The 18,711-nt window shown below is 70.1% G+C and carries 17 protein-coding genes; 12 read left to right on the top strand and 5 right to left on the bottom strand.

Going from position 1 to position 18,711, the window contains the following annotated elements; all coding sequences use genetic code 11:
- Positions 1 to 123: 123 nt before the first annotated feature.
- The 3 genes from R2J75_RS10765 to R2J75_RS10755 form a co-directional block, all read right to left on the bottom strand.
- Positions 124 to 759 carry an MOSC domain-containing protein gene (locus tag R2J75_RS10765; RefSeq protein ID WP_316410114.1) on the bottom strand — a complete coding sequence of 212 codons (636 nt, stop codon included), beginning with the start codon at positions 757 to 759 and terminating at the stop codon, positions 124 to 126.
- A 56-nt stretch (positions 760 to 815) separates the two neighbouring features.
- On the bottom strand, positions 816 to 1,160 hold the full coding sequence (locus R2J75_RS10760) for a hypothetical protein (protein ID WP_243330544.1): 345 nt from the start codon (positions 1,158 to 1,160) through the stop codon (positions 816 to 818).
- A gap of 92 nt (positions 1,161 to 1,252) precedes the next feature.
- Positions 1,253 to 2,287, bottom strand: coding sequence for a helix-turn-helix transcriptional regulator (locus R2J75_RS10755; protein ID WP_243330533.1), 1,035 nt, complete (start codon positions 2,285 to 2,287; stop codon positions 1,253 to 1,255).
- Between the two features lie 249 nt (positions 2,288 to 2,536).
- On the opposite strand from R2J75_RS10755, the gene R2J75_RS10750 reads away from it, so the two are divergent.
- Entirely contained in the window at positions 2,537 to 3,757 is a 1,221-nt protein-coding gene (locus R2J75_RS10750) for a S53 family peptidase (protein ID WP_243330530.1), read from the top strand.
- 53 nt (positions 3,758 to 3,810) lie between these two features.
- On the opposite strand, the gene R2J75_RS10745 is transcribed toward R2J75_RS10750, so the two are convergent.
- Positions 3,811 to 4,692, bottom strand: coding sequence for a hypothetical protein (locus R2J75_RS10745; RefSeq protein ID WP_316410113.1), 882 nt, complete (start codon positions 4,690 to 4,692; stop codon positions 3,811 to 3,813).
- Positions 4,693 to 4,914: 222 nt separating this feature from the next.
- Here R2J75_RS10745 and R2J75_RS10740 point away from each other — a divergent pair, with 222 nt between their 5' ends.
- Positions 4,915 to 5,757 (top strand): D-alanyl-D-alanine carboxypeptidase family protein, encoded by an 843-nt coding sequence (locus R2J75_RS10740; protein WP_243330525.1) that lies wholly within the window; start codon positions 4,915 to 4,917, stop codon positions 5,755 to 5,757.
- Positions 5,758 to 5,835: 78 nt separating this feature from the next.
- Entirely contained in the window at positions 5,836 to 7,425 is a 1,590-nt protein-coding gene (locus R2J75_RS10735; RefSeq protein ID WP_243330523.1) for a methyl-accepting chemotaxis protein, read from the top strand.
- Positions 7,426 to 7,669: 244 nt separating this feature from the next.
- Here R2J75_RS10735 and R2J75_RS10730 read toward each other — a convergent pair whose 3' ends face one another.
- Entirely contained in the window at positions 7,670 to 8,992 is a 1,323-nt protein-coding gene (locus tag R2J75_RS10730) for a 4Fe-4S dicluster domain-containing protein (RefSeq protein ID WP_316410112.1), read from the bottom strand.
- Positions 8,993 to 9,115: 123 nt separating this feature from the next.
- Between R2J75_RS10730 and R2J75_RS10725 the strand changes: the two genes are divergently transcribed.
- The 9 genes from R2J75_RS10725 (at position 9,116) to R2J75_RS10685 (ending at position 18,654) form a co-directional block, all read left to right on the top strand.
- Positions 9,116 to 9,238 carry a hypothetical protein gene (locus R2J75_RS10725; protein ID WP_279341794.1) on the top strand — a complete coding sequence of 41 codons (123 nt, stop codon included), beginning with the start codon at positions 9,116 to 9,118 and terminating at the stop codon, positions 9,236 to 9,238.
- A 73-nt stretch (positions 9,239 to 9,311) separates the two neighbouring features.
- Positions 9,312 to 11,729, top strand: coding sequence for a bifunctional aspartate kinase/homoserine dehydrogenase I (gene thrA / locus R2J75_RS10720; protein WP_316410111.1), 2,418 nt, complete (start codon positions 9,312 to 9,314; stop codon positions 11,727 to 11,729).
- Positions 11,726 to 12,682, top strand: a complete 957-nt coding sequence (locus R2J75_RS10715; protein WP_243330517.1) for a homoserine kinase — start codon at positions 11,726 to 11,728, stop codon at positions 12,680 to 12,682. Before thrA ends, R2J75_RS10715 begins: the two co-directional genes overlap by 4 nt.
- Positions 12,679 to 13,965: a threonine synthase gene (gene thrC / locus R2J75_RS10710; protein ID WP_243345954.1), complete on the top strand. Its 1,287-nt coding sequence runs from the start codon at positions 12,679 to 12,681 to the stop codon at positions 13,963 to 13,965. Before R2J75_RS10715 ends, thrC begins: the two co-directional genes overlap by 4 nt.
- A gap of 227 nt (positions 13,966 to 14,192) precedes the next feature.
- Complete coding sequence (locus tag R2J75_RS10705) at positions 14,193 to 15,794, top strand: methyl-accepting chemotaxis protein (RefSeq protein ID WP_243330515.1); 1,602 nt, start codon at positions 14,193 to 14,195, stop codon at positions 15,792 to 15,794.
- Positions 15,795 to 16,001: 207 nt separating this feature from the next.
- Complete coding sequence (locus tag R2J75_RS10700) at positions 16,002 to 16,166, top strand: hypothetical protein (RefSeq protein WP_316410110.1); 165 nt, start codon at positions 16,002 to 16,004, stop codon at positions 16,164 to 16,166.
- Between the two features lie 279 nt (positions 16,167 to 16,445).
- Positions 16,446 to 16,964: a hypothetical protein gene (locus R2J75_RS10695; RefSeq protein ID WP_316410109.1), complete on the top strand. Its 519-nt coding sequence runs from the start codon at positions 16,446 to 16,448 to the stop codon at positions 16,962 to 16,964.
- 67 nt (positions 16,965 to 17,031) lie between these two features.
- On the top strand, positions 17,032 to 17,670 hold the full coding sequence (locus R2J75_RS10690) for a hypothetical protein (protein WP_316410108.1): 639 nt from the start codon (positions 17,032 to 17,034) through the stop codon (positions 17,668 to 17,670).
- A gap of 579 nt (positions 17,671 to 18,249) precedes the next feature.
- Entirely contained in the window at positions 18,250 to 18,654 is a 405-nt protein-coding gene (locus R2J75_RS10685) for a hypothetical protein (RefSeq protein WP_316410107.1), read from the top strand.
- The last annotated feature ends 57 nt before the right edge of the window (positions 18,655 to 18,711 follow it).

Genomic DNA, 18,711 nt, shown 5'->3' with positions numbered 1-18,711 from the left:
TTGCCAGCACGAAGGATCGGAACAAGGTGGTTCCGGTGGTTCGCGCTGCCTGAACGGGCTTGACTCGGGGTGCGGAGGCACCCAGCGGCTCATCCCACGCAGGGCTCCCGGCGGCGCAGGCGTCTACCGGGGATGGGCGAGCCGTTCGGCCCAGGGGGCGGAGAGGCCTTCCAGGCCGGCCAGGGCGAGGGCCTCGGCGGGGTCGCTGGCGGCATTGCGCTGGGCGGAGAGCACCCGGGCGACGGTGGCGCCGGGATTGGGGCGGGCCAGGAGGCGCAGGGGCTGGCCCGCCTCCACGAGGCCCTCCTGGAGCACCCGCAGGTACCAGCCGCCGCGCCGCAGGGTCCAGACCCGCTCCACGATGTCGGGCCGGTCCAGGTGCCGGGCCAGGGTCGCGCAGGGCTGCCGGGGATGGCTCACCTGCACCCGCGCCTGCCCCACCGCGAAAAGGTCCCCGATGCAGGCCTCCTCGTCCTCCAACCCGTCCAGCAGGAAGTTCTCCCCGAAGGCGCCGGGCTCGACGGCCACGCCCTCGGCCTGCCAGCGGGCGTAGTGGGCGGCGGCATAGGCGAGGACGGCCTGGTCCGGGCCGCCGTGCACCGTGCGGTTGCCCACCGCGTCCCCCGCCAGGCCCAGGGCGCCGAGGCGCACGGGGCCCGGGGCGGGGACCTTGGCGATGGCGCTGCGCCAGGTCCGGCCCTGGGCGTCCACCCGCGCCTGCACCCCCCCCACCCGGATCTCCGTCAGGATCATCGTCATCGCGGCCTCCCCGCCGGCATTGTGGCCGGTCAGCGGGGCCGGCTCAAGGGGCGGGATCAGGCGCCGCAGCCGCAGCCGCCCTCGCCGCACCCGCCTTCGTCGCAGCAGCCCTCCTCCTCGCCGGAACAGCCGCAGCCGCCCCCGCAGCCGCCTTCGGTGGGCTCCTCGCCGCCCATCAGGTAGGCTTCGGCCATTTCCACCAGGTTCCGGTGGGGCGCCATCTTCACCTGCAGGGCGATGTTCACGGCCTGGATGCGGTCCTCCCGGGCCACCCCCAGCCGGTGGAGGCGGAAGTTGTGGCGCTGGAAGGCCTCCTGGTTGTTGGAGGCGATGGCGGCGCCCAGCGCGATGAGTTCGGCGACGGCTTCGGTGACCAGTTCGGGGGTGGTGTCAGGTCTCACAGGTGCTCCGGCGGGCAGGTTGGCGGCCCTCGTTCGATGGTGGGGGAACCCGCGCCCCCTGGGAAGGGGCCCCGGCCGGTTTGAGGCCCAGATCACACGGCGTCGTACCGGGCGAGGGCCTCCCGGAGCTGGCCGGCCACCGCCTCGCGGATCTCCACCGGGTGGAGCACCTCCGCCATGGCGCCGAACTGGAGGAGCCACCGGAGCACGCCCTTGGGATGGGTGGCCCAGAAGCGCACCAGGACCGCGTCCTCCGCGGGGCCGGGCCGGGCCTCGAACCGGGGCAGGGCGGGGGGCGCCTCCTTGAAGGCCTGCACCCAGTTGGCCCCCCGGATCACCGCCTCCACCTGGAAGGGGGGATTGGCGCTGGTCCAGCCGCCGATCTGGTAGTCGGCGGCCTGGGCCATGAGGTCGGCGGGGTAGGTCCCCGCCCGGGAGGTGGGCTTGGCGGCGCAGATCCGGTTCAGGCGGAGGTGGAGGGGCAGGCGCCGGCGGGGTTCCCACACGAGGAGGAAGGTGCCGCCGGAAAAGAGGTCGTGGGTGAGGGCGTAGGGCACCACCTGGTAGGGCGTCGGGGTCCCCGCGCCCGCGGCCTGGTACTCGATCTGCATCTCCTTGGCGCCGTCCAGGGCGGTGAGGATGGGCTCCAGCAGGTTGGGGGTCTCGATGGGGTCGTCCACCGCCCCCTGCACCCGCACCGCCCGCTTGAGGTGCTCGAAGAGGCGCCGGTCCCGGTTGGACATGCGTTGGCTGGCCAGGTGCTCGAGGGCGTCCAGCTTGTCCTGCCACAGGTGGGTGCCGGTCTGGGTGAGGGAGAGGCCGGCGATGCGCAGGGCCAGACGGGCCTCGCTGGACACGTGCTCGTCCCAGGTGGGGCCCTTGCGGAGGACGAAATGGATGATCGGCGGCGTGCCGCGGCGGATCCGGTCCAGCCGGGCCCCCTGGGCCTCCAGGAGGCCGATGGCCCGGTCCACGGTGCGGACGCTGCGCACCCCCAGCTGCTGCCGGAGTCGGTCCCGGGTGAGGCCCTCGGCGCCTGCTTCTCGGATCGCTTCCACGGCGTCCCGGAGGCGGTCGGAGTCCACGAGGCCCTGGGTTTCAATGGCTCGGGTGCGGCGGGGGACCATGATCGCTCCTGGAGGGGTGGAACCAGGATGCCACAGGGCCTGGCGGGCGCATGCCCCGGGCCGGTCCGGTCCCCCGGAGGAAGATAAAGGAGTTTTTACAGCGACTGGGTCTCAATTTTGTCTTGACGCCCGGGCGACCAGGTGCGAAATCATACGCGTCGTTCATTCCCATGCCCCCTGAGAACCCCTCGCGCCCCCCCGGACGCGGGGGGTTCGGGCATTCCCCCCCACCCCTGCCTGGAGGCGCCCATGCGGACGTCAAAGCTGACCTACACCCTCCTCACCCTCGGCCTCGCTGGCTGCTTCCTGCAGGCCCAGGAGGAAGGCAAGCATGTGGGCAAGGTGTACATCCCGGGCACGAGCCTCGAACAGGCGGGGGACGCCGGCCAGCGCGTCCACACCAACCACCGCATCCTCATCGAGCCCTCCGCGGGCCTGGGGCCCAAGGGCGGCATGACGCCGGCCCAGCTGCGGACCTTCTACGGCGTGCCCGCCACCAAGGGGACGGGGCTCCCCGCCGGTTCCGGCACGATCTTCATCGTCGACGCCTACGACTACCCCACGGCCCTGGCCGACTTCAACGTCTTCTCCAACTACTTCGGCCTCCCCGCCGAGACCAGCACCTCCGCCACCGCCAGCGCCAACAAGGTGTTCCAGGTGGTCTACGCCGCCGGCAAGAAGCCCCGGGCCAACGGCGGCTGGGCCCAGGAGGCCGCCCTGGACATCGAGTGGGCCCACGCCATGGCCCCCGGCGCCAAGATCGTCCTCGTGGAGGCGGCCTCCGCCAGTTTCTCGGACATGTACGCGGCGGTGGACAAGGCCGTGAGCCTGGCCGCCCCCGGCGACCAGGTGTCCATGAGCTGGGGGGGGAGCGAGACCTCCGGCGAAACGGCCAATGACAGCCACTTCACGAACAAGTCCGTGATCTTCTTCGCATCGGCCGGCGACACGGGCGCCCAGGTCATCTACCCCTCCGCGTCCGCCTACGTCGTGTCCGTGGGCGGCACCAGCGTCGCCACCGACGCGGGCGGCTATACGATCACCACCGAGTCCGCCTGGTCCAGCGGCGGCGGCGGCGTCAGCGCCTACGTGCCCCTGCCCGCCTTCCAGACCGGGATCAAGGGCGTGGGCGCCCGGCGCACCACCCCCGACATCAGTTCGGACGCCGACCCCGCCACCGGCGTGGCCGTCTATGACAGCACCAGCTACCAGGGCTACTCCGGCTGGATGGTCTTCGGCGGCACCAGCGTCAGCTCCCCCTGCATGGCGGGCATGCTGAACGCGGCGGAGAGCAACGGCGCCACCAAGTGGACCAGCACTTCCGCCTTCCTGGCCCACCTCTACAGCCAGTTCACCTCCACGACGGATCCCTACCGGGACATCCTGTCCGGCAGCAACGGCTTCGCCGCCGCCGCGGGCTACGACTGGGCCACCGGCATCGGGGCCCCCACCGGCGTCGCCTCCTTCTGAACCCGGCTCCCAGGTCCCCGCGGCGCCCGCGGGGACCTGGCCTGTACGGAGCCCTACCGGCCGGTGCGGATGGCCTCGGCGGCCGCCACCCCCTGATCGAGCTTGGCGTAGTCCAGCTCGCTGCCCCGGGCGCTGTGGGGGATGACGTACACCACGAGCATGCCCAGGAAGGCCAGGGTCACGGCCATGCGCGCAAGGCCCGCCCGGCCCAGGCGCAGGACGGCGCAGGCCAGGACCCAGGCGCCCCACATGAGGAGCGTCTTGTTGTCGGTGAGGTCCCCGCCGAAGGGGAAGCCCGTCCAGAAGGCGCCGAAGGCGTACTTCTGGACGAAGGGGCCCAGGACCAGGCCGCCGGCGGTCAGGCACAGGAGGGTGGCCCAGGCGTGGGCGGCCATGTCGGCGCAGCCGTGGAGGGCGGCCAGGCCCGCGCGGACCCCGATGAGCACCCCCACGAACATGAGAGCCACATGGGCGATGAGCAGGGGGGTGGGCACCCGGTCCTTGAAGCGGATGACGACGGCCTCGCCGTCCGTGGGCAGGCCCAGGGTGCCCGTGGGCCCCTCGAGGCGGATCAGGTACTCCAGCTTGCCGGCGGCGGGCTGGGCAGGCAGGTACGCGGCCAGCTCCCGGCGGCCGTCCCGGGTCTCCGCCCGGAGGGGCAGGGTCGTGAAGGGATCGGCCGTCTTGAACCGCCGGTAGAGCAGCGTGCCGGCGGTGCGTCCGCCCGGGTCCGGCACGGCAATGCGCGCGTCCTGGAAACTGTCGCCGCTCCGCAGCAAGCGATAGGGCAGGGTGGCCCCGCCCACGGTGAAGGTGCCCCGCTTGGGGTGGGTGGGGCCGGTCCGCCGCTGGTACACGATGGCGCTGAGCATGACGAGGGCGGCCAGGGCCCAGAGGAGGACGTTGGTCAGACGGGAGACAGGGCGGAGGGCCATGGCGCGGGTTCCAGGAAAGGGGATGCGCCAGTATCCGGGATTTGAACCGCGCTGCCAACCGGACGCCGACGACCCGACCGCCTCAACGGGTCGGGAGGTCGCGGGGTCGGTTGCCTGGAGAACCGCATCCGGAGGTTTGTGTTTGTCCGGGTTCGTGGCACAGTTTTAACAAGTCGTCTCCCCCCGCCCGGAAGGTCAATGCTCCATATTCGCAGCTTTTCCATGCATTTCTCGCGGCTGGTCGCCGCGCTGGCCCTGACCGGCCTGACCCTGGTCCAGGCGGCCCCGGGCCCCCGGTTGCGGGCGGCCTCGGTGATCGTGCAGGACCAGCGGACCGGCGAGGCCCTCCTGGCCAAGCGCGCCGACGACGTGGTCCCCGTGGCCTCCTTGACCAAGCTGGTCACGGCCATGGTCCTCCTGGACGCCAAGGTGGACCTGCAGGCCCCCCTCACCATCCTGGAGGAGGACAAGGACACCCTCCGGCACAGCCGGAGCCGGCTCCCCGTGGGCACCCCCCTCACCCGCCAGGAGGCCCTCACCCTGGCCCTCATGGCCAGCGAAAACCGGGCGGCCCACGCCCTCGGCCGCACCTTCCCGGGCGGCATGGGCGTCTTCGTGGCGGCCATGAACGCCAAGGCCCGGGCCCTGGGCCTGGGCAGCGCCCGGTTCATCGACCCCGCCGGCCTGTCCTCGGGCAACGTGGCCTCCGCCAAGGAGATGGCCCGCATCGTCGACGCCGCGGCCCACTACCCCGTCATCCGGGCCTGCAGCACCCGGGAGCAGGCCGAGGTGGCCGGCCGCCGGGGCCCCATCCGCTTCCACAACACCAACGCCCTCCTCCAGAGCTCCCGCTGGCGCATCGGGCTCTCCAAGACCGGCTTCATCGAGGAATCGGGCCAGTGCCTCGTGATGCAGGCCCAGGTCGGGCACCGCCCGCTCCTCATCGTCCTCCTGGACGCCAACGGCCCCCATTCCCGGTTCGACGACGCCGACCGCATCCGCCGTTGGGTCGAGGGGCCGGAACCGGTGGTCAAACGGCGGGTTCGGCGGCATCGCCGGGCCTGATCCCCCTAGGCGCCCTTTTTCCGCTGGAAACAGGTCACAAGCGTGTAAACTCCGGTCCAACCCCGACAGGAGAGCGCCATGGCCATGGAAGCAAGCCGTTCCTACCTCCGTTCCCTGGCGGGGAAGGTCTTCACCACCGCCATGATCCCCGTCGTGCTGTTCGTGCTCGTCGTCGCGGGCTTCATCCTGCCCAAGGTGCGCACGGACCTCCTCCGCGCCAAGAAGGAGGGCCTCCGCAACGTGGTGGAGACCGTCCAGTCCCAGGTGACCGCCCTCGCCCGGGAGGCCCAGGAGGGCCGCCTCCCCCTGGACGAGGCCCAGCGCCGCGCCAAGGACCTGGTCCGCGCGGCCCGGTTCGAGGGCAGCAACTACCTCTTCATCCACGGGCCCAGCCACGTGATCCTCGTGCTCCCCTCGGCGCCCCAGTTCGAGAACAAGGCCCCCGAGCAGCTCCCCCCCGCGACCCTCACGATCGTGCGCGCCCTGCGCGCGGGCTCCGAGGATCCGGCCGGGACCTACTACGACTACCCCTTCGCCAAGATCGGCAAGGAGGGCCTCTTCCCCAAGTCCGCCTACGCCAAGCGCGTGCGCGAGTGGGACTGGGTCATCGGGGCGGGCGTCTACCTCGACGACATCGACGTGCTCATGTGGCGCATCTCCTATGTGGTCCTGGGCGCGACGCTGCTGGTCGCGGCCCTCGCGGCGTGGTTCAGCCAGCGGCGGGCCCAGGCCATGGTCCGCCCCATCCGGCAGCTCGTGCAGGGCCTGCGGGACAGCGACCTCTCCAAGGCCATCGCCGTGGAGAGCCGGGACGAGATCGGCGAGGCCGCCGAGGCGTTCAACGCATACAACCACAAGATGCGCGACACGGTGACGGACATCGCCGCCTTCTCCGACCGGGTGGCCTCCGGCAGCGCCGAACTGGCCGCCACGTCCCAGGAAATGGCCCGGGCCGTCCACGACATCGCCCGGGTCAGCGAGGGCCTGCGGGACGCGGGCCTCCAGGTCTCCCGGGCCATGGAGGAGCTGAACGGCAACGTCGAGGCCATGCGGCAGCGGACCCAGGCCACCGCCGGCCAGAGCCGGGAGGCGGTGGACGACACCTCCCGCGGCGCCGAGGCCGGCCAGGCCGCGTCCCGGGGCATGGAGGAGATCCGCGACGCCGCCGGGCAGGTCCTGCGGGCCGTCCAGGTGATCCAGGAGATCGCGCGCCAGACCAACCTGCTCTCCCTCAACGCCGCCATCGAGGCCGCCAAGGCCGGCAACCTGGGCAAGGGTTTCGCGGTGGTGGCCGAGGAGGTCCGCAAGCTCGCCGAGCGGTCCCGCAGCGCGGCCCAGGAGATCGCCCACCTCAACGAGCGGTCCCAGGAGGCCGTGGCCGGCGGGGAACAGGGCGTGCGCACCACCCTCCAGAACCTGGAGGCCATCCGCGCCCGCATCGACACCATCGCCGCCAGCATCCAGGAGATCGGCGCCCTCAGCCAGTCCCAGGCCGAGACCAGCCGGGACGTCGCCGAGCGCATGAGCCAGACCACCGATCGCCTGGCCCAGAACGCCTCCGCCACCCAGGAGCTGAGCGCAACCGTCTCCGAGATCACCAAGACCTCCGACGACCTCGCCTCCGTGGCCGAAGGCCTGCGCCACGTGGTCGCGGGGTTCAAGGTCTAGGGCCGGTTGATCGAATCACCGGAACCCCCTTGTTCCAAGCCTTCGTGCTGACCAGGGTAAGTCATGAATCCGGACACCGGGTCCTCCCCTTGCCGTTCCGCGTGATCGAACGGGTCCCGGACGTCCGCGCCGCGGGGTCCGGGACACGGACGCTTCTTTGGCCGGGCTCCTGAACTCGCGCGCTGGGCGGAGACCCTCCGGATGGCCTCCTAGGCCCCACCTGCAGGGGCGCCAGCCGTGGCGGTCAGTCCCGGCGCGCCGGCGGATGGGAGGCCAGGAGGCGGTCCAGGTAGATGGACTTCATCTGGCGGCTCGCCAGGGCGCGCTTCACGGGGGGCAGGGCCAGGATGGCGCCGAGGATCGCGGCCATGGCGCGGTGATTCCACTGGGCGCGGTTGTCGAAGATGAGGTGCTGGAGGCCGCCGCGCTCGATGGCCATCACCACGGCGCGGTGGGCGGTGGTCGCGGGGGTGAGGACCCGGACGGGGCGGGGACGGAGGCGGATCCGGCCCCGGGCGCAGGCGCGGGCGCAGACGCCGCAGCCCAGGCAGAGGTCGGGGTCCAGCCGGGCCTTGCGCCGGCCGCGGCGGTGGGGGTCTCCGGCGGAAACGAGGCCCATGGCCTCCACGGGGCAGGCGGTGACGCACTTGCCGCAGCCGTCGCAGGCCGCGCCGTCCACCTCGGGGATGACGTTCGTGGTGGCCACCGGGTGCAGCCACGCGAAGCGCTTGGCGGCGAGGAGGGCCTCGCAGCAGCAGCCGCAGCAGTTGCAGATGAAGGCGACCTTGCTGCGCACGTTCTCGCCGAACTGGACCAGGCCCCGCTCCCGGGCCTGCTGGAGCAGGTCGAGGCCTTCGGCCGCGTCCACGCGCCGGGCGATGCCGTGCTTCACCAGGGACTGGGCCGTGCCCCCGAAGGTCATGCAGATGTCCATGGGGGCGTCGCAGGCCTTGCCGAGGTGGCTCATCTTGTGGCGGCAGTAGCAGGTGCCCACGCCCATGTGGGCGGCGCCCTTCACCACCTCCGAGGCGCGCTCGTAGTCCAGCACCTCCAGGCCGGGTTCCCGGGCCAGGGGGCCCTCGTCGACGAACACGCGTCCCAGCTGGGTCTCGCCGCCGGCGAAGAGGTTGCGGACGAAGTCCTCCTCCTCGTTGAGGTAGGCGTGGAACAGCTCCGCCAGCAGCTTCTGGTCGTAGCCGTTGCCGACGCGCATCATGGAGAATTCGAAGAAGCCCGCCATGGGCGGCGGCAGCACGAAGGTCCGGCGCCCTTCCGATTCCATGTCCAGGAGCATGCCGCGGGAGGCCAGGGCCTCCAGGACGCCCTCGGCCTCCGCCACGGGCCGCTTCCAGATCCGGGCCGCGGCGGCCGCCGAGAAGGGGCGGATGGGCAGCTGGGCCACGAGGGCCGCCTCCTCGGGGCTGAAGAGCGTCTCCAGGATCCGGAAGAGCAGCTCCGACGGCGGGGCGCCCTGGGGGAAGCGGTTCAGGCGCTCCGAAAGGGCGAGGTAGCTATCCTTGAGGGCGATGTGGGACATGGCCGCGCTGCTGGAAGTGGATGTTTTCATGCTTCGCCCCCGGGGCGCCGCCTGTCAACCCCGGGCTGAATGGGGGCATTCGAAATCGCAATGGGGAGCCGCCAGGCGAGGCCGCGGGTTGACCGGGGGGGGGAAATCCGCGATGGTGGAGCCATGAGCCCCCGGCCCGCCGTCCCCCGCATCGCCCCGTCCTGGACGGGCCGGCAGGGCATGGGCATGGGCATGCTGATCACGACCACCACCGGTCGGCCCATCGGCGCGCGGGCGGTCTCCTAAGGATCAGCGCTTCCCCCAGATACCGCCCCGCAGCTCCGGCCGCGGGGCTTTTTCGTCCAGGCCCGAGGTTCCCATGACCCAGTCCAACCGCCACGACCGCCTCCACGTCATGAAGTTCGGAGGCACCAGCGTCCGGGACGCCGCGCGCATGCGGACCGTGGCGGGCCTGGTCGCCGCGGCCCTGCCGGCCCGTCGCGTCTGCCTCGTGGCCTCGGCCCTCGCGGGGGTCACCGACCTGCTGCTGGCGGGGGGGGAGGCCGCGGCCGGAACCTTCCTCCAGCGCCACCTGGACCTGGTGGAGGAGCTCCGCCCCGAACTGGGGGAGGCCCCGGCCCTGCGCCGGGACCTGGCCGGACTGGGCGACGAGGCGGGCCGCATCCTGCAGGGGGTGGCCCTGGTGGGCGAGCGGTCCCCCACGGTCACCGCGAACCTCGCCTGCCTGGGGGAGCGGGCCTCCTGCGCCGTGCTCGCGGCGCTCCTGGACGCCGCCGGCCTCGGCCCGCGCCTCCTGGATCCCCGCCGGTTCATCGTCCTGGAGGGGGATCCCATGGAGGCCCGGCCCCGCGTCCAGGACATCCGCGACCGGCTGCAGCCCCTGCGGGAGGGCGCGGAGCGGCTGCTGGTGCTGCCGGGGTTCTTCGGGGGGGACGCGCAGGGGCGCACCCTCTGCCTGGGCCGGGGCGGCTCCGACTACACGGCGGCCCTGGCCGGGGCGGCCTTGGACGCGGACCTGGTCGAGATCTGGACCGACGTGGCGGGGGTCTTCAGCGCCGACCCCCGCCTCGTGCCCGAGGCCTTCTCCCTGCCGGAGGTCAGCTTCGAGGAGGCCATGGAGCTGGCCTTCTTCGGCTCCAAGGTCCTCCACCCCAAGACCATCGCCCCGGTGCGGGATCGGGGCATCCCCATCCGCGTGCTCAGCACCCTCGAGCCCGGCCACCCCGGCACCCTCGTGCGGGACGGCGTGGCGGCCCCGCCGGGCGGGGTCCGGGGCGTCTCCTTCCTGCCCTCCATCGTCCTGCTCAACGTGACGGGCCCCGGCATGGCCGGGGTGCCGGGCATGGCCTCCCGCGCCTTCAGCGCCCTGGCGCGGCGGGACCTGTCCGTGGTCTTCATCAGCCAGTGCTCGTCGGAGCTCTCCATCTGCCTCGGGCTGCGCCGCGAGGACGGGGACCAGGGCGTGCGCATCCTGGAGGAGGCCTTCCGGGCCGAGCGCGCCGCGGGCATCGTGGAGGCGGTGGAGCGCCAGGAGGGCCTCTCCATCCTCAGCGTGGTCGGCGACGGCATGCGCACCCGCCCCGGACTCGCCGGGACCTTCTTCGACGCCCTGGGGGAGGTCGACTGCAACGTGGCCGCCATCGCCCAGGGCAGCAGCGAGCGCATCATCTCCGCCGTCGTCCGGGAGGAGGACGCGCGCCGGGTGATGCCCCACGTGCACCGCCGGTTCTTCGGGACCCGGGGCACCCTCGACCTCTACCTGTTCGGGGCAGGGAACGTGGGCGGTTGGCTCCTGGACCAGATCCGGCAGCAGCAGCCCAAGTTCCGCGAGGAGGGCATCGACCTGCGGGTCCGCCGCGTCGCCAACGGCCGGCGGATGCTCGGCGACCCCTCCCTGGAGACCTGGCGGGAGGACCTGGCGGCGGGGGGCGTCCCCACCAGCCTGGACGCGGTGCTCGCGGAGGTGCGCGCCGAGCGCCCCGTGGTCCCGGTCTTCGTGGACTGCACCACGAGCGAGGCGCTCGCCGCGCGCTACCCGGAGATCCTGGAGGCGGGCCTGCACCTGGTCGCGGCCAACAAGAAGGCCAACAGCTCCGGCGCCGCCTTCTACCGGGGGCTGCGGGACCTCTGCCGGCGCCACGCCCGCAAGTTCCTCTACGAGACCAACGTGGGCGCGGGCCTTCCGGTCATCGACACCCTCCAGAACCTCGTGAAGACCGGGGACCGGGTTCTCCGCTTCGAGGGAGTGCTCTCCGGCTCCCTCTCCTACATCCTCGGCCTCCTGGGCGAAGGCGTGCCCCTGAGCCGGGCCGTGGCCCAGGCCCGGGCCCAGGGCTTCACCGAGCCCGACCCCCGGGACGACCTGAGCGGCATGGACGTGGCCCGGAAGCTCCTCATCCTGGCCCGGGAGATCGGGCTGGAGCTGGAACTGGCCGACGTGGCGGTGGAGGGCCTGCTGCCCGCGGACTTCGACGCCTCGGGCAGCGTGGACGCCTTCATGGCGCGGCTGCCGGAGCTGGACGCGGCCTTCGCGCGCCGCGCGGCGGAGGGCGGCATCCTGCGCTACCTGGGGTCCATCACGCCCGAGGGGGCGCGGGTGGGGCTCACCGCCGTGGACGCGGGCCATGCCCTGGCCGGAGTCAAGGGGGGCGAGAACGCCTACGCCTTCCTCACCGAACGCTACAGCCCCCACCCCATGGTGGTGCGGGGCTACGGCGCGGGCGGGGCGGTGACGGCCGCCGGCGTCCTCTCCGACGTGCTGAGGCTGGTCCGATGAGCATGCGCGCCTACTTCGCCCCTGCGAGCATCGGCAACGTGGCCGCGGGCTTCGACCTGCTCGGGGCCGCCCTGGCGCCCCTGGACGGCACCCTCCTGGGGGACGTGCTGCGCGCCTCCCCCGCCGCGGCCGACACCTTCCTGGTGGAGGGCCCCTTCGCGGACGCCCTCGCCGGGGACGCGCGCCCCAACCTGGCGCTCCGGGCCCTGGCCCTGTTCCGGGCGCGGACCGGGGGACCCGGCCCCCTGCGCCTCGTCCTGGAGAAGCGCCTTCCCGTGAAGAGTGGCCTGGGCTCCAGTGCCAGCTCCATCGTGGCGGCCCTGGCCGCCTTCCAGGACCTGGCCGGATCGCCCCTGGCGCCAGGCGAACTCCTGGACCTGGCGGGCCAGGCCGAAGGGGCCACCAGCGGCGCCCCCCACCTGGACAACGTCGCCCCCTCCCTTCTCGGCGGCCTGCGCCTCGTGGTGCCGGGCCGGGACGGCGGGGCCGCGGCCCGGGACCTGCCCTGGCCCCGGGACCTGCTCTTCGCCGTCGTCCACCCGGACCTGGCCCTGTCCACGGCCGAAAGCCGGGCCGTCCTGCCCGCGGCCGTGCCTCTGGCCGCCACGGTGGGCTTCGCCGGCAACCTGGCCGGGTTCGTCCACGCCCTCCACGCCGGGGACCGGGCCCTCCTGGCCCGCTGCCTGCGGGATCCCCTGGCCGAGCCCCACCGGGCCCCCCTGGTGCCGGGCTTCGAGGCCGCCCGGGCCGCCGCGTTCGCGGCCGGGGCCCTGGGCTTCAGCCTGTCGGGTTCGGGTCCCTCCGTCTTCGCCGTGGTCCCGGACGCCCGGGCCCGCGCGGTGGCCGACGCGGTGCAGGGGGCCTTCACCGCAGCCGGCATCGAAAGCCAGGCCTGGGTCTGCGCCCTCGACACGCGGGGCGCCCGCGCCCTGGCGGGGGAGGGACGGCCATGAAACTCGCCAGCACCCGCGATCCGCGCGCCACCGCGACCTTCAGCCAGGCCGTCCAGGCGGGGACCGCCCCCGACGGCGGCCTCTACGCCCCCGTGGACCTGACCCCCTTCCCGGACGTGGAGGCCCTCCTGGACCTGGGCTGGCGGGACCGGTCGGTGGAGCTCGTCCGCCGCTTCCTGGGGGATGAATACGACGCGGAGGACCTGGCGGCGGCCACGGCCGGCGCCCTGGACTTCCCGGTGCCCCTGGTGCCCGTGGCCCCCGGTCTCCACGCCCTGGAGCTGTTCCACGGCCCGACCCTGGCCTTCAAGGACGTCGGGGCCCGGTTCCTGGCCCGCATGCTGCAACTGGAGGCCCGGCGCGAGGACCGGCCCCGCCTGGTGCTCACCGCCACCTCCGGGGACACGGGGGCGGCCGTCGCCAGCGCCTTCCATGGCCTGGAGGGCTTCCGGGTGGTGGTGCTCTATCCGGCCGGGCGGGTCTCCCCCCTGCAGGAGCGCCAGTTCGCCACCCTGGGCGGCAATGTGCGGGCCCTGGCGGTGGCGGGCAGCTTCGACGACTGCCAGGCCCTGGCCAAGGCCGCCTTCGCCGACGGGGACCTCGCCCGGCGGGTGGGCCTCACCTCCGCCAACAGCATCAACATCGCCCGGGTGCTGGCCCAGACCCTCTACTACTTCGAGGCGGTGGCGGCCCTGCGCCGCGCCGGGGTCGCGGCCCCCCCGGTGGTGGCCGTGCCCTCGGGCAATTTCGGGAACCTGTACGCGGGAATGCTGGCCCGGAAGCTCGGCCTGCCCCTTCGGGCCCTCGTGGCCGCCACCAACGCCAACCGCACGGTACCCGATCACCTGGACTCGGGGGCCTACCGGCCGCGTCCCTCCCTGGCCACCCTTTCCAACGCCATGGACGTGGGGGCCCCCAGCAACTGGGAGCGGGTGCGGGCCCTGGTGGGGGACGATCTGGACGCCCTCCGGGCGGGCCTGCGCTGGGGCAGCCTGGACGACGCGGGTACGGTCGCTTCCCTGCGCGCCCTCCATGCGGCGGGGTACCTGGCCGATCCCCACGCCGCCGTGGCCGCCGCCGTCCTCCGGGACCACCTGCGGCCCGGCGAGCCCGGGATCTTCCTGGGAACGGCCCACCCCGCCAAATTCCTGGAGGTGTTGGAGGCCCACCTGGGGATCCGCGTGCCCCTGCCGGAAGCCCTGGCGCGCCTGGCGGACCAGCCCCTGCGCTCGGAGCCGCTGCCGGTGTCGGCGGCCGCCCTGACCGAGGTCCTGGGGGCCTGATGGGGTTTCTGGGCACGGATTGATAACTTCAAGGAATCAGTGGGGGCGGCAAGTACCATTGGACCCCGGCGGGGGGCGGGGGCATCCTGGGGCATCCCTTGAACCTGTCCGCCGTGGCCAAAGGTCGGTTTTGGATTTTCCCGATCGGGGCCTGGGGGACCCAGGGGGCCGCTCGGGCGGGCCGAAGGTCCGGCTCCGGGTCCGCCCCGTCGTCCATGGAGCCACCCATGTCCGCCTTCGACCTCCGGCATCTCCCGGTCCGCCGCAAGATCCTGCTCAGCGTGGGGGGCATCTCCCTGCTCATGTCCGTCCTGCTGGCCGTGGCCTTCTGGAACGCCTGGCAGGCGCAGCGCCGCTGCGACCAGATCTACCACCAGTACCTGCTGCCCACCGGGGACCTGACCGTGGCGCGCACCTCCCTTTTGCGGGCCCTCGTCCTGGCCAACAACCACCTGCGCGCGGCCAGCCCGGCTGAAGCCGATCGGGTGGAGGCGGACATGAACGCCATGGACGCGAAACTGGAGGCGGCCGCCAACCGCTTTTCCGCGAGCCTCTCCTCGGACGTGCTCAGGCAGGTGGCGCCGGCCTACTTCGCCATGGCCATGGAGCAGGTCAAGGTCCGCCGGGAGCTGGTGATTCCCGCCTCCCGCAAGGGGCAGGTCGACAAGGCCCGGCAGGCCCTGCGGGAGCACATCGACGCCATCGACCAGCGCATGGGCCCCCTGGGGGCCCAGCTGGTGAAGGAAATGGCCGACCAGGCCGCATCGGCCCTGGCCCAGGGCCAGGCCGCCTTCCAGCGGGCCATGATCCTGGGGGTGGGCTTCGCCATCGCCGGGCTGGTCGGCGCGGCCTGCCTGGCCCTGGCCCTCGCCCGGGGGATCTCCGAGCCCCTGGCCGACTTCGGGCGGACCCTGGGCGCCGTGGCCGAAGGGGACCTCACCGTGCGTCCCGGCGGCCTGGACCGGAGCGATGAGTTCGGGGTCCTGGGCCAGCGCCTGGACGCCATGGTGGCGCGCCTGCGGACCGTCCTGGGGGAGGTCAACCTGGAGGCGGAGACGGTGGCGGGCGAGGCGGTGCAACTGGCCTCCTCCTCCGACCAGCTCGCCGCCACCAGCGCGGACATCGCCCGGGCCTCCGATGTGCTGCGGGACGGGAGCGAGCGCATGTCCGCCTCCGTCAACGAGCTGTCCACCTCCATCGACGCCGTGAACGGGGACGCCCAGGGCTCCCTGGCCCTGCTGCGGGAGGCCCTGGCCGCCACGGACCGCGGCGAGGAGGCCGGCGCCGCCACCCGCGCCGCCATGACGGACATCGCCTCCGCCGCCGAGCGCATCGCCTCGGTGGTCGGCGTCATCCAGGACATGGCCAACCAGACCAACCTCCTCAGCCTCAACGCCGCCATCGAGGCGGCCAAGGCCGGCGAGCACGGCCGGGGCTTCTCCGTGGTGGCCGAGGAGGTGCGCAAGCTGGCCGAGCGAAGCGGGAGCTCTGCCAAGGAAGCGGCGAACCTCATCGCCTCGGCCCGGAGCGCCGTGGCCCAGGGGGAGACCACCGTCGCGGACACCGTCACCACCCTGGAAGGCATCCGCACCCGCCTCAGCGGATTCGCCGACCAGACCCGGGCCGTGGCCGCCGCCACGGTGGAACAGGCCTCCGCGGGGACCGACGTGGCCCGCCAGGTGGAGAACGCCTCCCAGCAGGCCGTGGCCGTGGCCTCGGCGGCCACCCAGCTGTCGGCCTCGACGGTGGAGGTCACCCGCACCGCCCAGGACCTGCACCGGGTTTCCGAATCCCTCCGGCAGAAGGTGCAACACTTCCGGTTGGCATGAGCGCCGAAAGGCCCCTCAACCCGACGAAGGGTTGAACGGTCGATAGGGCAGGGGGGCCCGCCTTGGGCATTCATCCAGGATGGACGTGGCGACGCCCCCCGACTCCCGGCCCCGGGGTCCCCAGAACCTTCACCGCCGCGTCACACGTCCGCCCCACGGCCGTCACACCGGGGACCGATCCTGGAGATCATCTCCCCAGGTGCTTCCATGACCCTCGCGGACAGGAAACCCGGCGCCGGCGGCCTCACGCCCCTGGCTTGGCTGCTGATCCTCATCGGCGCGCTGGGCGCCTGGCTCCTAACGCCGCCACCCGAGGTCGAACGGGTGGGTGCCCACCAGGAGGTCGGGAACCGGCGGGAAGTCTACCGCTGAGGGCCGGAACGGGCTGGGGGAGGCTACCCTAAGGGGGTGCCTCCCCCTCTCGCTGTTCCTTCTTTAGCCGCTTACCCAGGCTGCCGACCCCGGCGCGCCAGGAAAAGCGCGTCAGGGGGTCTCAGGTGGTACCATGACCCATCGGTCTTTGAAAAGCGATGTGGTACAAGGCAATCAGCGCCCCGCGGCTGGGAAACGCGGTGGGGTGCTGCGTTGTCGCAGACAAATAAGCTCCTATACAATCTGCCCAATAAGCCCAGTGCGACTGTTACGCAGGGGATGATCGATAATACTGATAACGCAGCGGCAAAGGCTGCCCAGGCGCTTGGCGTCTCGAATGGTGCGACCAACCCCAAAGGGTATGCCACCCAGGCGGACATTGACGGGACATTGGGGCAACCAGGGAATGTCGTGGCGATGATCGGTCATGGCGCATCGAATGTCGATCCCTCTGGGGGTACGACAACCGGCCCAATGGTTGGTCCCATGGTGAACGGCGCAAATCAACTTGGAACGCTACCTTCAACCATTCAAGCCAATGTCGCGATTCTAGGTTTTTGCCATTCCGCAGAAGCTGTTAGTTCATCCGGTTCTAGGTTTTCGGGAATTGGCGTGGTGACATCTGGGCGTGTTGACCTTGCACAGGTTGGGTTATCGGTCGCTGCCGCAATGAGAGGGGGCGGGACCGCGGAACAGATTGCAAATCGATTTGTCGCCTCATACAACCGTGTTGCACCAACCCTAGCGCCCGGAGTAAACGGCACCTTCTTTATCGTTCCTGGATCGGGAGGTCAGTGAGATGCGAATAATTTTTGCACTTCTTTTCGGAGCGTTTATGTGGTCAGGGACACTGAGTGATACAGTAATGCAGAGCAAGATGTTTCCAGTGCTTTCTGGCTGCCAAATCGGGAAAAAACAATTTGCAACCGGAATGGACTTGCTGCTCTCGGAAAGGAAGATTGCCTCGCATGATTTGGTTGCCGAAGAAGCGCCTCGGGAAGGGTTTGCCCCACTATTAATTGTGAATGAGGAGGATAGCCGGTATTGCGTCTATAGCGACCTCCTGTCCTCCCCTCTACAGTTCGACAGTCCGATTTTTGGGCTGATTGCATTCTATGACGCAGCGTCAGACGCATGGGCGGAGATGCTGGGAACGGGCGGAGAATGGAAGACTTCGACATACTCGGCGGTATGGAAATCGAAGGATGAAATTGAACTTCGTAGGGATGGTCGCCAAGGTCTAGCAAAAGCTTCTGGCAGAATTATTGAAATAGATCATTCGACGCGGTGGTTGGTGTTGAAATCCGCTAAAGGGGTACCATTGGGGGCGACAATTATCAACAATGTCCCCAAGTTCGAGGTTCTTGGGGCATTTCCTGATATCGCCAAAACTGGAGCGTTTAAAAATGATGAAATTCGGAAGGGGTTTCTTCGGCTATTGACTGGAAGGGTGCATTTTGAAGGATTCCCCAAGATTGGGTCAGTGGTGGGGGTGTTGCCCTGAGATCTTTGACATAGTCGCAAACAGAAAACGGAGGTGAGGCTTCGGCGGCTCCCGCTGCCCCTGAAGTAACTGCCGCTCCTCCGCCAACCACAGGGCCCAGAACGCCAGATTTATTCACGTTTACGATCGGCGTTGGCGAGGGTGCCTTCGGCGTTGTTGGGCTTTCGATTGATCGCGATTTCAATGTTTATGGATTTCTTGGGATTGGGCTTGGTGTTGCCGGACCTGCTCCCATCAGCGCAAGTTTAACTGGCGGGTGGCTTACTCAATCGGATAAGCCGTCGGAACAAAAAATAGTATCGACTGTAAAAGGGCGCGCTACTGAAGTTTCTGGAGGGGTTGTGGGAGGCGGAGGCGCAGTTATGGCCCCCTCCAAACCTCGGATTGTGAATGCTGGAGTATATTCACCTCAGGTTAGCGCAACCATAACAGGTACAAAGCACCTTGGAAATCTTGCTACAACTGCGAAGGCTGTTGGTAAAGCGGTTACCACTTACCTCAATTCTGCAACTTATCAACATGATCCTGGAAAATTCATTAGGATTGCTGGAAATATGTAGAAAAAGAGGATAGTCTCATATGAAAATACAAGAAGTGCTGGACGTAGCAGTATCGCTAGATGGAGCTATAAAAGCTCTAGATGCAGTTGATTATTCTAAGACATTGTCACTATTTTCTAGGAAGATGGGTCTGTTTGACACGATTGGATGGCGCGAATTAGAATTTCATCCTGGATGCTGGGAAAGTAATTCATATAGAAGGAGTTGGACGGCAAGGCCATTCGCTTTTTTGCAAGAATCAGGTTGTTATAGAATTGAAAAAATCGATAGCAAAGTACGAATAACTTATGATACCGACGTAAAAATACCGTGGTATCTATTTCCCGCTTTATTCCCAGAATTTGCGATGCGTAGCTCGATGCGACAAAGCCTAAATGCTTTTGTTGGTATAATCAAGGAAGAGCCAACAGGATCCCACAGTTGAATTGGCGCGCCGACCCACTCCATCAGGAGCGCCGTCCGGCTCGCCTTCCTCAAGGCC

It is taken from the genome of Mesoterricola sediminis (assembly GCF_030295425.1).
Lineage (GTDB): Bacteria > Acidobacteriota > Holophagae > Holophagales > Holophagaceae > Mesoterricola > Mesoterricola sediminis.
The sequence above is the reverse complement of the archived record's forward strand: the minus strand, read 5'-3'. Positions and strand labels throughout refer to the sequence as shown.

What these genes read in the sequence shown, in the direction of transcription:
- R2J75_RS10765 (WP_316410114.1), bottom strand. Translation starts at nt 759, where the DNA reads ATGACGATGATCCTGACGGAGATCCGGGTGGGGGGGGTGCAGGCGCGG.
- R2J75_RS10755 (WP_243330533.1), bottom strand. Translation starts at nt 2,287, where the DNA reads ATGGTCCCCCGCCGCACCCGAGCCATTGAAACCCAGGGCCTCGTGGAC.
- R2J75_RS10750 (WP_243330530.1), top strand. Translation starts at nt 2,537, where the DNA reads ATGCGGACGTCAAAGCTGACCTACACCCTCCTCACCCTCGGCCTCGCT.
- R2J75_RS10745 (WP_316410113.1), bottom strand. Translation starts at nt 4,692, where the DNA reads ATGGCCCTCCGCCCTGTCTCCCGTCTGACCAACGTCCTCCTCTGGGCC.
- R2J75_RS10740 (WP_243330525.1), top strand. Translation starts at nt 4,915, where the DNA reads ATGCATTTCTCGCGGCTGGTCGCCGCGCTGGCCCTGACCGGCCTGACC.
- R2J75_RS10735 (WP_243330523.1), top strand. Translation starts at nt 5,836, where the DNA reads ATGGCCATGGAAGCAAGCCGTTCCTACCTCCGTTCCCTGGCGGGGAAG.
- R2J75_RS10730 (WP_316410112.1), bottom strand. Translation starts at nt 8,992, where the DNA reads ATGAAAACATCCACTTCCAGCAGCGCGGCCATGTCCCACATCGCCCTC.
- R2J75_RS10725 (WP_279341794.1), top strand. Translation starts at nt 9,116, where the DNA reads ATGAGCCCCCGGCCCGCCGTCCCCCGCATCGCCCCGTCCTGGACGGGC.
- thrA (WP_316410111.1), top strand. Translation starts at nt 9,312, where the DNA reads ATGACCCAGTCCAACCGCCACGACCGCCTCCACGTCATGAAGTTCGGA.
- R2J75_RS10715 (WP_243330517.1), top strand. Translation starts at nt 11,726, where the DNA reads ATGAGCATGCGCGCCTACTTCGCCCCTGCGAGCATCGGCAACGTGGCC.
- thrC (WP_243345954.1), top strand. Translation starts at nt 12,679, where the DNA reads ATGAAACTCGCCAGCACCCGCGATCCGCGCGCCACCGCGACCTTCAGC.
- R2J75_RS10705 (WP_243330515.1), top strand. Translation starts at nt 14,193, where the DNA reads ATGTCCGCCTTCGACCTCCGGCATCTCCCGGTCCGCCGCAAGATCCTG.
- R2J75_RS10700 (WP_316410110.1), top strand. Translation starts at nt 16,002, where the DNA reads ATGACCCTCGCGGACAGGAAACCCGGCGCCGGCGGCCTCACGCCCCTG.
- R2J75_RS10695 (WP_316410109.1), top strand. Translation starts at nt 16,446, where the DNA reads ATGATCGATAATACTGATAACGCAGCGGCAAAGGCTGCCCAGGCGCTT.
- R2J75_RS10690 (WP_316410108.1), top strand. Translation starts at nt 17,032, where the DNA reads ATGCAGAGCAAGATGTTTCCAGTGCTTTCTGGCTGCCAAATCGGGAAA.
- R2J75_RS10685 (WP_316410107.1), top strand. Translation starts at nt 18,250, where the DNA reads ATGAAAATACAAGAAGTGCTGGACGTAGCAGTATCGCTAGATGGAGCT.